8 protein-coding genes and 4 pseudogenes are annotated in these 12,438 nt (G+C 70.7%); 4 read left to right on the top strand and 8 right to left on the bottom strand.

The annotated features are described in order from the left end of the window. Positions 1 to 124: 124 nt before the first annotated feature. The 6 genes and pseudogenes from BJF83_RS10785 to BJF83_RS10760 all read right to left on the bottom strand — a co-directional run bounded on the left by BJF83_RS10785 (position 125) and on the right by BJF83_RS10760 (position 6,029). A pseudogene (locus BJF83_RS10785) lies at positions 125 to 873 on the bottom strand (MIP/aquaporin family protein). A gap of 210 nt (positions 874 to 1,083) precedes the next feature. Further along, a pseudogene (gene glpK, locus BJF83_RS10780) lies at positions 1,084 to 2,585 on the bottom strand (glycerol kinase GlpK). 310 nt (positions 2,586 to 2,895) lie between these two features. Beyond that, positions 2,896 to 3,687 (bottom strand): IclR family transcriptional regulator, encoded by a 792-nt coding sequence (locus BJF83_RS10775; RefSeq protein ID WP_075926174.1) that lies wholly within the window; start codon positions 3,685 to 3,687, stop codon positions 2,896 to 2,898. A 150-nt stretch (positions 3,688 to 3,837) separates the two neighbouring features. Next, a complete protein-coding gene (locus tag BJF83_RS10770; RefSeq protein ID WP_075926173.1) occupies positions 3,838 to 4,851 on the bottom strand; it encodes a low specificity L-threonine aldolase in 1,014 nt (337 codons plus the stop codon). An 88-nt stretch (positions 4,852 to 4,939) separates the two neighbouring features. Further along, a pseudogene (locus BJF83_RS10765) lies at positions 4,940 to 5,394 on the bottom strand (MarR family winged helix-turn-helix transcriptional regulator). Beyond that, positions 5,391 to 6,029, bottom strand: a complete 639-nt coding sequence (locus tag BJF83_RS10760; protein WP_075926172.1) for a DJ-1/PfpI family protein — start codon at positions 6,027 to 6,029, stop codon at positions 5,391 to 5,393. Before BJF83_RS10760 ends, BJF83_RS10765 begins: the two are co-directional and overlap by 4 nt. 436 nt (positions 6,030 to 6,465) lie before the next feature. Between BJF83_RS10760 and BJF83_RS10755 the strand changes: the two genes are divergently transcribed. Continuing rightward, entirely contained in the window at positions 6,466 to 6,993 is a 528-nt protein-coding gene (locus tag BJF83_RS10755; RefSeq protein ID WP_083678492.1) for a hypothetical protein, read from the top strand. Here the strand turns inward: BJF83_RS10755 and BJF83_RS10750 are convergent. Both BJF83_RS10750 and BJF83_RS10745 read right to left on the bottom strand, forming a co-directional pair. Further along, positions 6,964 to 7,812, bottom strand: coding sequence for an alpha/beta fold hydrolase (locus tag BJF83_RS10750; RefSeq protein ID WP_075926171.1), 849 nt, complete (start codon positions 7,810 to 7,812; stop codon positions 6,964 to 6,966). The two genes, BJF83_RS10755 and BJF83_RS10750, sit on opposite strands and share 30 nt — an antisense overlap. After that, the gene (locus tag BJF83_RS10745; protein WP_075926170.1) at positions 7,809 to 8,237 is read right to left on the bottom strand and encodes a helix-turn-helix domain-containing protein; all 429 of its coding nucleotides are present in this window, start codon (positions 8,235 to 8,237) and stop codon (positions 7,809 to 7,811) included. The genes BJF83_RS10750 and BJF83_RS10745 overlap by 4 nt, the downstream gene beginning before the upstream one ends. Before the next feature lie 401 nt (positions 8,238 to 8,638). Between BJF83_RS10745 and BJF83_RS10740 the strand changes: the two genes are divergently transcribed. From BJF83_RS10740 to BJF83_RS10730, 3 genes and pseudogenes are all read left to right on the top strand, one after another. Then, positions 8,639 to 10,306, top strand: coding sequence for an ABC transporter substrate-binding protein (locus tag BJF83_RS10740; RefSeq protein ID WP_075926169.1), 1,668 nt, complete (start codon positions 8,639 to 8,641; stop codon positions 10,304 to 10,306). Positions 10,307 to 10,451: 145 nt separating this feature from the next. Then, on the top strand, positions 10,452 to 11,456 hold the full coding sequence (locus BJF83_RS10735; protein WP_075926168.1) for an ABC transporter permease: 1,005 nt from the start codon (positions 10,452 to 10,454) through the stop codon (positions 11,454 to 11,456). After that, positions 11,456 to 12,438 (top strand): annotated as a pseudogene (locus tag BJF83_RS10730) (ABC transporter permease). The gene BJF83_RS10735 and the pseudogene BJF83_RS10730 overlap by 1 nt, the downstream one beginning before the upstream one ends.

The following is a 12,438-nucleotide window of genomic DNA, read 5'->3' as shown; positions in this document are numbered from 1 at the left end:
AGCTTCGTGTGTTCGGTATTGTCGAACGCCTTGGCCGGCGTGAATCCGGTCCGGACCCCGGCCAGACGAAGGAGCCGGGTACCGCCCCCCGTGGCGGTACCCGGCTTCCCCGGCGGAGCGGACGTCAGCCCCCGAACCCGGTCAGCTTCCAGATCCAGGCGCCGAGCACACCGCCGACGATCGGCGCGACGACGGGGATCCAGGCGTAACCCCAGTCCGAGGAGCCCTTGCCCGGGATGGGCAGGAGCGCGTGCGCGATGCGCGGGCCCAGGTCACGGGCCGGGTTGATCGCGTAGCCGGTCGGGCCGCCCAGGGACAGGCCGATGCCGAGCACCAGCAGACCGACCAGGAGCGGGGCCAGGCCCGTGGAGAACAGGGCCGACAGGTCCACCTCTCCGTCGCGGATGTGCTCGCTGTTGGCGCCGATGCCCAGGATGCCGATGAGCAGCATCGCCGTGCCGATGACCTCGGTGACGAAGTTGGCGACCGGCTTGCGCACGGCCGGGGCCGTGCTGAACACCGCGAGCTTGGCGTCGGCGTCCTCGGTCGGAGCCCAGTGCGCGTGGTAGACGAAGTACACGAGCACCGCGCCGGTGAAGGCGCCCGCCAGTTGCGCGCCGATGTATCCGGGGACCAGCGACCACTCGAACGAGCCGATGCTCGCCAGGCCGATGGTGACCGCCGGGTTGATGTGGGCGCCGCTCGTGGTGCCCGTGACGTAGACGGCCATGGCGACCGCCATACCCCAGCCGAACGTGATGACGATCCAGCCGGCGTTGTTGGCCTTGGACTTGGCCAACACCACGCCGCGACGACGCCGCCGCCGAGCAGGATCAGGATCGCCGTACCGACGAACTCTGCCAGATAAACCATGTGGACCTCCGCCCCGTGTGGGGCATGCGGGGTGCGGGAGGTCCGTCGCTCCGTGTCCGGGGGGCGCGGGACACGGGCGACAAGCGGACTCACCCGTCACTCGATGGGGATGGGCGGGGCACGCGGTGTGCCCCGAGGGCCGCCCCCGAGATCCCCGGCGGTCGCCGGGGACCCCTGGGAGCGGTCGTCAGAGGGGATCGCCGAGGCGTCCTACTTCGCGTCGCGCGGGTGCTCCACCCAGCCGAGGGTGCGCTCGACGGCCTTGTTCCAGTTGCGGTACTCCCGGTCGCGGACCTCGGGCTCCATCTTGGGCGTCCACTCGGCCGCCTTGTGCCAGTTGGCGCGCAGGGTCTCCACGTCCGGCCAGTAGCCGACGGCCAGCCCGGCGGCGTAGGCCGCGCCCAGGCAGGTGGTCTCGGCGACCATCGGTCGGACGACCTCGGCGTCGAGCACGTCGGACAGGATCTGCATGAGGAGGTTGTCCGCCGTCATGCCGCCGTCCACCTTGAGGGTGGTCAGGTCGATCTGGGCGTCGGCGTTCATCGCGTCGACGACCTCGCGGGTCTGCCACGCGGACGCCTCCAGGACGGCGCGGGCGATGTGGCCCTTGTTGACGTAGCCGGTCAGGCCGGCGACGACGCCGCGGGCGTCGCTGCGCCAGTGCGGGGCGAACAGGCCGGAGAAGGCGGGAACGATGTAGCAGCCGCCGTTGTCCTCCACCGTGCGCGCGAGGGTCTCGATCTCCGGGGCGGTGGAGATCAGGCCCAGGTTGTCGCGCAGCCACTGGACGAGGGAGCCGGTGACGGCGATCGAGCCCTCCAGGGCGTACACGGCGGGCTCGTCGCCCAGCTTGTATCCGAGCGTGGTGAGCAGACCGTTGTCGGAGGTGACCGGCTCGGTGCCGGTGTTCATCACCAGGAAGGTGCCGGTGCCGTAGGTGCCCTTGACGTCGCCCGGGTCGAAGCAGGTCTGGCCGAACAGGGCCGCGTGCTGGTCGCCGAGGGAGGAGGCGACCGGGGTACCGGCGAGGTAGCCGCGGGCGGCGCCGTAGACCTCGGAGGAGGAGCGGATCTCGGGGAGGATGGCCGCGGGGATGTCCATCGCGTCCAGGACCTCGGGGTCCCACTCCAGCGTGCGGAGGTTCATCAGCATGGTGCGGCTGGCGTTGGTCACGTCGGTGACGTGGTGGCCCGTCAACTTCCAGATGAGCCAGGTGTCCATGGTGCCGAACAGCACCTCGCCGCGCTCGGCGCGCCCGCGCAGGCCCTCGACGTTGTCCAGCAGCCAGCGGAGCTTGGGGCCGGAGAAGTAGGTGGCGAGGGGGAGGCCGCACGCGGCGCGGAAGCGGTCCTGGCCGCCGTCCTCGCCGAGTTCGCGGACGATGTCGTGGGTGCGCGTGTCCTGCCAGACGATGGCGTTGTGGACCGGCTTGCCCGTCTCGCGGTCCCATACGACGGTGGTCTCGCGCTGGTTCGTGATGCCGATGGCGGCGACCTGGTCGGGGGTGATGTCGCTCTTCTGGAGGGCCTGCTGCACGACGACCTCGACGTTGGTCCAGATCTCCTCGGCGTCGTGCTCCACCCAGCCGGCTGGGGGAAGATCTGGCGGTGCTCGCGCTGGTCGACCGAGACGATCCGCCCGTCCCGGTCGAAGAGGATGCAGCGGCTCGACGTGGTGCCCTGGTCGATCGCGGCGACGTACTGCTGGCTCATCGGGATGTTCGCCTTCCGGTGGACGGCTGCGGGTGGGAAGCCGGGATGGGTGTCGGACGGGTGAACTCGGTGGCTACCGAACGGCGTACGACATTGACGTATGAAGTACGCGTCAGTTTCATCCGTCTCTCCTTCCCATGTCAAGACGGCGTGACGCAATCGTGTCGCGTGGATCACACACCACGGAGAGTGACCGCCACCGGGTGCACAAGAACTGTGTCAGGGCGGGGGCTGGCGCGGAACACACCACTCCGACCTGCGGATACCGCGCGACACGGCGGAGGAGGGCCGCGTGGGCGCGGGGTGGCGGTCAGTAGGGGGTGGCGCCCAGGTCCCGGGATATGGCACGGGCGGCGTCGCGCACGTAGGAGACCTGCTCCATGTCCGGCTTGCCGTCCTCGGCCGCGAGGCGCTCCACCGCGCCGCGCACTCCGATCCCGCCCACCGTGACGCCCCGCCGGTCGCGGATGGGGGCGGCGATGGAGACCTCGCCCTCGACGAGTTCCTCGGCCTCCCACGCCCAGCCGTTGTCGCGCACATCGACCAACTGCTCCGCCAAGACGGCCGGGGAGACGATCGTGCGACGGGTGAACGCGGGGAGCGAGACCACCCCGTCGGACTCGGAGGCCGGGGGGTCCTCCTCGGGTGTGGCGAGCGGGTCGAAGGCCATGAGGACCTTGCCGATGGCGGTCGCGTGCAGGGGCAGCAGGTCGCCCACGTCAAGTGTCTGCCGGGTCGAGTCCGGGCGGAAGACGTGGTGCACCACCAGGACCTGGCTCTTGTGCAGGGTGCCGATCCGCACGCTCTCACCGCTGCGGGAGGCGAGGGTGTCTGCCCAGTTCAGGGCTCGGGTGCGCAGTTCGTTGCCGTCGAGGTAGCGCGTGCCCAGGCTCAGCATGCCGCCGCCCAGCCGGTAGCGCCCCGACTCCGGGTCCTGCTCGACGAAGCCCACGTGCTGGAGGGTGCGCAGGATGCCCAGGGCGGTGCCCTTGGGCAGTTCGAGGGACCGGGAGATCTCCGCCAGGCTCAGCCCCCGGGCGCCGCTGGCCAGGAGCCGGAGGATGGCGGCGGCGCGTTCGATCGACTGGATTCTTCCCGGCATGAGGGTGCAACCACTCTCTAGTACGACAATGTCATACGCGAAATGCTACTACGCGATGTGACACGTCACACCTCGCGTGCGTTCCGGCTCCGCGTGCGGTCGGGCAAGTGTAGCCCTCGACCCCTGCCCTGACCTGCGGGGAGAGGAGGGTCACAACTCCGCGGCGGCCTTGGCGATCCCCTCCGCGGCGGCGTCGACATCGCTGTCGGTGATGTCCAGGTGGAGGACGAGCCGGATGCGGGAGGGGCCGATGGCGAAGGCGGCGACACCGTGCTCGGACATCAGCTGCACGAACCGGTCCGCAGCCCCGTCCGGTGTCCGAACCAGCACCATGTTGGTCCGGGCCCGCGCCGACAGCCCCGGCGCCTCCCCGACGCGCTCGGCGAGCAGTTCGGCGCGGCTGTGGTCCTCGGGCAGCCGCTCACGGTGGTGGCGCAGCGCGTGCAGCGCGCCCGCGGCGATGATTCCGACCTGCCGCATCCCGGCGCCCAACAACGTGCGGGCGCGCCTGGCCCGTCGGACGGTCGCGGCGTCACCGGCCACCGCGGAGCCGACCGGAGCGCCCAGCCCCTTGGAGAAGCACACCGACACCGTGTCGAACCCGGCCGCGACCTCCGCGGGGGACGCCTCCAGCGCCGCCGCCGCGTTCCACAGCCGTGCTCCGTCCAGGTGCGCGCGCATGCCGTTGCCGTGCGCGAACGCGACCACCCGGCGCTGTTCGGCCAGGGGCACGACCTGCCCGGTGAAGGTGTTCTCCAGCCACAGCAGCGCCGGTTCGGCGCGGTGCGCGTCGTCCTGGCGCGCACCGCGTGTCCACGCGGTCAGGAGGTCGTCGTCGGGAACCGGGGCGCCGGAGTACAGGCGGGGCAGCGCCCGGGACAGGACCGCGGTGGCGCCCTGCTCGTCGCCGATGACGTGGTGGTGCTCGTGCGCCCACACCTCCTCGCCGCTGCGCGTGGACACGTACAGCGCGACCTGGTTGGCCATGTGCCCCGACGGCACGTAGACGGCGGCCTCCTTCCCCAGAACGACCGCCGTCTCCTCCTCCAGCGCGCGCACGGTCGGGTCCTCGCCGAACACGTCGTCGCCGACCTCGGCCGCGGCGATGGCACGGCGCATGGCCGCGGTCGGACGGGTCACGGTGTCGGAGCGCAGGTCGATCATCGGAGTCCTCTCGCTGGGGCTGAGCCGGTCTCCGGGGCGGAGCCCCCGAGCCGGTGGAACCGACGATACTGGGACGATCCAGGCGAAGTCAGGACTCTTCGATCCGGTCCAGGGCCTGGGACAGCAGCCGCAGCGACTCCAGGGCGCGCTCGGTCTCCTCCTCTCCCAACTCGTCCACCAGCGCGTCCGCGACCCGGGCGTGGTCAGGGCGGATGCGGCGCATCGCCGCCACCCCCTGCCCGGTGAGGGCCAGCAGCTTGGCCCGGCTGTGCGCCGGGTTGGGCCGGTACTCGGCCATCCCCTGTTCCACCAGCAGGTCCGCCATGCGCTGGACGCTCTGCCGTGAGATGCCGAACCGGCGGGCGATGGCCGACACTGACAGGGGTTCGTCGTCACCGCGCCCAGCACCTGCCATCGTGCCGCCGTCAGCCCCACCGGTCTGGCCAGGCTCTCGGCCACGCTGAGGAGTTGCCCGTTGAGGCGGAACACCGTGAGTGCGGTGCCCGACAGCAGGTTCGAGTGGTTCCCGTCCGCTGAGGTCATGCGTGCGACGCCTCCGCGAGCACGGCGAAGGCCTCCGGGTCGTGGTCGGCGAAGAGCCGGTACCACGCGTCGAGGACGCGCGGCGAGTACAGGTCCAGCGCCGCGAAGATCGCGCGCGCGAACTCCATCGGTGCGGTGGGGCTCGCGGTGATCAGGTCCCCGTCGGTGACCACGAGCTCGGACCGGTAGTGCGCGATCCCGGCGTATCCGGTGGCCAGGAGGTACTCGGGGACGGCGCTGGTGTGGGCGCGGTCGTCGAGGAGCCCCTCGCGGGCCAGTCCGGCGGTCGCACCGCAGATGGCCGCGACCGGGACGCCGGAGTCGAGGAAGATCCCGGCGGCGGAGGTGAAGGGCGTGAGCGCCTCGGGGTCGGCGTCCCAGAGGTCGGAGCCGGGCAGGATCAGCATCGCGCTGGCCGAGGGCTTGAGCTCGGGGAGGACCAGATCGGGCAGGACGGTGAGTCCGCCCATCGTGGTGACGGGGGCGCCGGTGAGCCCGACGGTGACCACGTCGTGGCGGCCGGGGTGCTGGTGGGCGTGCCCGTTGCGGATGTGCGCGACGGCGTGCCCGATCTCCCAGTCGGCCATCTGGTCGTAGACGGCGAGGTGGACGATGCGCTTCGCTTCTTCGTTCATGACATCATCCTGTCATGTTGACAGTATGCTGTCAATAGTGGGAGTGGTCGACGGGTGTGCCCGCCGGACGTGCGTTTCCCGTACATGATGCGGGTCCTTCGAGGTGATCGGCGCGCGCATGGCCCGCGGGGGCCACTTCATGCCCCCGTGCCGCTGGAGTCGCAGCCGGCCACCCTGGAGACCTGGGTCCCGACGAAACCGGGGGAGTGCCCGACACGCGTGAGGACGTCGACGTGCTCACGGGGCGCACGGCGTCTGTCCCATGTCGGCCGCCAGCCGCGCTCCGCCGGGGCCCGAACTCCCCGCCGGAACGTTCGCGACCTGCGACCTCCGATCGGCGGACGCTGTTCGCTCGCGGTTGGGGGCCTCGGCCCGGGGTGGATACGGACCATCCCCGTGTTGCGCCGTGCCCGCACGGCACGCGACCCTGTTCGGCATGGATGAGACGGCTCCCTCCCCCTCCGTCACCGAGCAGCGCCCCGACACCGCCGCGCCTGCCCCCGGTCTCCTCTCCGGACGCCGCCCAGGCGAACGGGCTCCGTCGGACGTGCTGCACGCCTGCGTCCTGATGTTCGTCGCCGCTCCCTTCTTCGCCCACCTGGCGTACACGGCCTGGGACCGCCTGGCCGCCGGAGTCCCCGGCCCGGTGGCCACCGGTCTGTGGACCGTGCTGGTCGGATCCGCCGCGGCGGGGGCGGCGATGGCCGGGCTGGCGGCGCCGGTGCTCAGGGCCGTGCCCCTGCTGTGGCGGATGTCCCAGGCGGGCGCCCTCCTGGGCATGGCCGCGGCCCTGTCGGGTCTGCACCGGGCGGCCCAGATCGCCAGCACCCCGCTCATGGTCGCCGGGGCCCTGGCGGCGCTGGCCGCCATCCTCGTCAACGTCGCCCTGTGGACCACGGTGGTCCGCCGCTGGTGCTCGGCGGACCCGGCGGACTCAGCCGGCCGCCTCGTCCAGGAAGACTGAGAGCGTCTCTCCCTGCCCGAGGATCGCGTGTCCGGTCCCGGGCAGGACGGTCACCGTGCCGCGTGGGACGTGCGCGCGGACGCGACGGGCGGTCTCGCGGGAGTCGAACATCGCGTCGCGGTCGCCCACGATCACCAGCGTCGGCATGGCCAGACCGCGCAGGTCTGCGTCGGAGAAGACGGGCAGACGTTCGGTGCGCGGCCGGAACCCGGCGAACGTCTCCTGCACCGAGTCCAGCACCTCCCGGTGCCCCGGATCCCTCAGGCCCGTCATCGCCCTCACCGAGCGGCGTGCGCCCCACGCTCCGAACAGGCGCAGCAGCAGGGCCCCGAGGATCCTGCCCGTGGCCGGTCGTCCGATGCCGCCCGGGCACAGCAGGGCCAGGGCGCGGACCCGTTCCGGGCGCCGGACGGCGTAGTCGAGGGCCACCCAACCGCCCAGGGACGCCCCGACGAGCGCGGTCCCGTCGATCCCCAGCCCGTCCAGGACCTCGTCCAGCCACGCGGACAGGGCGTCGGAGTCCAGGGGCGGGCGTGAGGGCGCGCTCAGGCCAGGCTCGCCGATGAGGTCGACGCAGTGGACCCGGTGCCGTCGAGCCAGGGCGGCGGCGTCCTCCCGCCACAGGGTCGTGTTGGCGCCGGAACCGTGCAGGAGCACGATCGGGGGCGCGTCCCGCGGGCCGCAGACCACGGTGAAGGTCTGGCCCTGACGGGTGGGCACCCGCCGGTGTTCGACGGGGACCGGCCAGTCGGCCAGGTCGCGGCGGTAGCGGTCCCGGATCGCCCGCTCGCCTGCGGGTGAACGGTAGATCGCGCTCACGGCGCGAGCACCCCCTCCAGGCAGTCGAGCATCCGGGCGGTGTCCGCCAGTCCGCCCAGGATGACGACCTTCATCCGCGACCGCTCGGCGTCGAAGACCGTCCTGACGCTCAGCGGCGGGCCGTCCGGGCGGGGGCTGGCCGACACGCTGGTCAGGAGTGTGCTCACCCGGTCGGCGGTCTCCCGGTCCACGCCTTCGACCTCCACGATGCTCGACACCTCGCCGCGCCGCGGTCCGGACGCCGCGTCCGGAGGATCGGGCATCGGCCGCCCGGTGAAGGCCTCCAGATCGGACTGGGCGATCCGGTACTGCTTGCCGATGCGCACCGCGTTGAGCCGCCCGTCGCGCACGTAGTTGCGGATGGTGCGGACGTGCAGGCCCAGCCGCTCGGCGACCTGTTCCACGGAGTAGAGACGATCGTTCACAGGAGTAATGTAACCTTCCTCATCTTCCACGTCAACAGGGAAGTTTTGGGAATCTTAGAGTATCTTGACTTCCCGTGCCGCGCCCGGTGTTGGACCGGGGCTCCAATGCGACATTAGTGGACAAAGAAGACAAAAATTGAACGTCCCATCATCCCTTTAAATCTGGACACTCGGCTATCAATAACCACATTATTCATCAAAGGGTTTCTTTTTCGCGGTCCGCGTGATAGAGGGAGTTGCCTTCACGGGGCGCGCAGGAAAACCAACCTCTGGATAGCGGCACAGAACTGAAACGGTTGTATTAATACCCAGCCGTCCATCTTCCCCGGCGGACTTCACGCGGTTTAGGGTCCGACCTATCGACCAGGGCCTCGACCCCCCCGCCCACACCGAGGTGGACCATGTTCAGGAAGTCTTCCCGAAGGCCGCTCGCGCTCCTCGCCGCGGCCACCTCACTCGTGCTGGTGGCGACTGCCTGCGCGGAGAGCGACCGTGAGGGGTCGGGTGGCGATGACTCCGAGCCGTTCGTCTTCGCGAGCGCAGGCGACATCAGCACCCTCGACCCCTTCTTCACCAGCGACGGAGAAACGTTCCGCTACAGCAGGCAGGTCTTCGAGACGCTGCTGGAACACGAATCCGGCGGCACGGAGATCGTCGGCGGTCTCGCCGAGGACTGGGAACAGTCCGAGGACGGCACCGAATGGACCTTCTACCTGCGGGACGGCGTCACCTTCCACGACGGCGAGGAGTTCAACGCCGAGGCGGTCTGCGCCAACTTCGACCGCTGGTTCAACATGACCGGCCCCTACCAGGACGGGAACAACTCCTACTACTGGCAGACGATCTTCGGCGGGTTCGCCGAGAACGAGAACGAGGATCTCGACGAGCCCCGCTTCGAGTCCTGCGAGGCGACGGACGATCTCACCGCGGTCATCACCGTCTCCGAGTACTCCTCCGTCTTCCCCGGCGGCTTCTCCCTCGCCGCCTTCGGCATCATGAGCCCCGCGGTGATCGAGCGCGTCGCCGACGAGGAGATCACCGGTGAGCCCGGCAGCTTCACCCTCCCCGCCTACACCCAGGAGGCCGGGACGGTCGCGGGCACCGGGCCGTTCCGCGTCACCGAATGGAACCAGGACCAGGCCGAGGTCACCCTGGAGCGCCACGACGGCTACTGGGGCGAGCCAGCGGGGTTCGAGACCATGATCCTGCGCGCCATCCCCGACGAGAACGCGCGCCGCCAAGCCCTGGAGGCGGGCGACATCCACGGCTACGACCTGGTCGCCCCCGCCGACGTCGAGCCCCTGGAGGCGGCCGGGTTCCAGGTCCCCACGCGCGGAGTGTTCAACGTCCTCTACATGGCCTACCAGCAGGAGACCAACGAGGCCCTCGCCGACCTGGAGGTCCGACAGGCACTCGCGCACGCGGTCGACCGTCAGCGGATCGTCGACACCATCCTCCCCGAGGGCGGCGAGGTGGCCAGCCAGTTCATGCCCGACACCCTCGACGGCTGGTCGTCCGACGTCCGCACCTACGAGTACGACCCCGACCTGGCGCAGCGGATGCTGGCGGACGCCGGGCAGGAGGACCTGACGGTGGAGTTCTGCTACCCCACCGACGTCACCCGTCCCTACATGCCCGCGCCGCGCGACATCTTCGACGTCATCGCCGCAGACCTGGACGCCGTCGGCGTCACCGTGGAGCCGACGACCTACGAGTGGACCGAGTACATCCCGCGGACCAACGCGGGCGACTGCGACATGTACCTGCTCGGCTGGACCGGCGACTACAACGACGCCTACAACTTCATCGGCACCTGGTTCAGCGGCCCCTCCGACGAGTTCGGGCTCCGGGACGAGGACCTGTTCGAGGCCATGGCCGAGGCCAGCTCCAACCCGGACACCGGGCAGCGGATCGCCGCCTACGAGGAGCTGAACGAGCAGATCATGGAGATCCTGCCGGGGCTGCCCGTCTCCAGCTCCCCGCCCTCCATCGCCTTCGCGCCCGACGTCGTCCCGCCGAACGTGAGCCCGTTGACCCAGGAGGCGTTCCGAGAGGCCTCCTGGCAGTGACCCGAGCCCCCTCCCCCTGACGGGGGGAGGGGAGGGGCCCGACCACGACCCGGGTCGGGCCCCTCCCACCGTGCGCACCGGCGCTCCCTCACGACCCCGTCCGGGCTCGTCTCATCGTTCTCACCGCTGACGAAAGGCGGCGAAGGTGCTGCGATTCATCGTCAGGCGCACCCTCCAGCTGATCCCCACCCTGGGGGGCCTGTCGATCCTGCTGTTCGCCTGGCTGCAACGGCTGCCCGGCGGCCCCGAGTACGCCCTGCTCCCCGACGACGCCACCGAGGAGCAGCGCGAGGCGCTGCGGCGCGCGCTCGGCCTGGACGAACCCTTCACCGTCCAGTACCTCGCTTTCCTCCGGCGGATCGCCCAGGGCGACCTGGGCGTCTCCCTCCAGACCGGCAGGCCCGTGCTCACCGAGTTCCTGACACGGTTCCCCGCCACGTTCGAGCTGTCCGTCACGGCCATGCTCATCGCCGTCTCCGCGGGCATCCCGCTCGGCTACCTGGCCGCGCGCAGGCGCGGCTCGGCCCTCGACTTCGCGGCGGTCGGCGGCTCCCTCCTCGGGATCTGCACACCGGTGTTCTTCCTGGCGTTCATCCTCAAGGCGGTCTTCGCCGAGACCTTGGGCTGGCTGCCCTCCGCGTTCCGACTCTCCCCGGGCCTGACCCGGACCGACATCACCGGGTTCGTCCTGCTCGACGCCGTCATGACCCGCGAGTGGGACGTGCTCTGGGACGGGTTCGTCCATCTGATCCTGCCCGGCCTCGCCCTCGCCTCGATCCCGCTGGCCGTCATCGTCCGCATGACCCGCGCCAGCGTCCTGGAGGTCCTGGGCGAGGACTACGTGCGCACCGCCGACGCCAAGGGACTGTACCGCCGCACCGTGCGCACCCGTCATGTCATGCGCAACGCGATGCTGCCCGTGGTCACCGCCGTCGGCCTGCTCACCGGCAGCCTCTTCGCCGGGGCGGTCCTGACCGAGAGCGTCTTCGCCTTTCCCGGCATCGGGTCCTTCGTCTACTCCGCCACCCAGGAGCGCGACTACCCGGCGCTCACCGGCTTCATCCTGCTCATCGCCACCATGTACGTCTTCATCAACCTGCTGGTGGACATCTCCTACAGCCTCCTCGACCCGAGAGTGCGGGCCCAGTGATGCCGACGACACCCAGCTCCCCACTTCTCAGCCGCAAGGCGGCGAAGGTCGACCGGCTCGCCGAGCTCATGGGCGAGCGGACCGACGACGGCCACGGCGCGAGCGTCTGGCGGGAGGCCCTGTCCCGCATGCGACGCAGCCCGATGGCGATCACGGGCGCCGCCATCGTCGTCGTGTTCCTGCTCATCGCCCTGTTCGCCCCACTGATCGCGCCCTACAGCCCCGTGGCCCAGACGTGGGGCGACGAGGTGTTCCCCAACCGCAACGTGTTCGTCGGCCCGCGCGCCGAGAACTGGTTGGGACTGGACAACCTCGGCCGCGACCAGTTCTCCCGTATGGTGATCGCGCCCGGCAGACCCTCCTGGTCGGGGTGGTCGCCACGGTCGTCGGCTTCGGCGTGGGCGCCCTGCTCGGCGGGACGGCCGGCGCCGCCTCCGTGCTCGGCGGACGCTGGGGCCGCCAACTCGACAACGTCGTCATGCGCGTCATCGACATGATGCTCGCCCTGCCCACCCTGCTGCTCGCCGTCACCGTCGCCGCGCTCGTCGGTCCCAGCCTGCTGACGGTCATGCTGGCGGTCGGTGTGGCCCAGGTGCCGATCTTCGCCCGCCTGCTGCGCGGCGCGATGATCTCCCAGGGCGGCCGCGACTACGTGCTCGCCGCGCGGGCGTTGGGCGTGGGCGAACGCAGGATCGCGCTGACCCACATCCTGCCCAACTCGATGGGGCCGGTGATCGTGCAGTCCACGCTCACCCTGGCGACCGCGATCATCGACGCCGCAGCCCTGTCCTACCTGGGCCTGGGCAACCCGGACCCGTCCTTCCCCGAGTGGGGGACGATGCTCGCCGACGCCCAGCGCTTCCTGTCCAGCGCGCCCTCCCTGGCGGTCTACCCCGCCCTGGGCATCATCGTGACCGCGCTCGGCTTCACCCTCCTCGGTGAGGCGATGCGGGAGGCCCTCGACCCCAAGCTGAGGAAGTAG

The organism is Nocardiopsis sp. CNR-923, from assembly GCF_001942255.1.
Classification (GTDB): Bacteria; Actinomycetota; Actinomycetes; order Streptosporangiales; family Streptosporangiaceae; genus Nocardiopsis.
The sequence above is the reverse complement of the archived record's forward strand: the minus strand, read 5'-3'. Positions and strand labels throughout refer to the sequence as shown.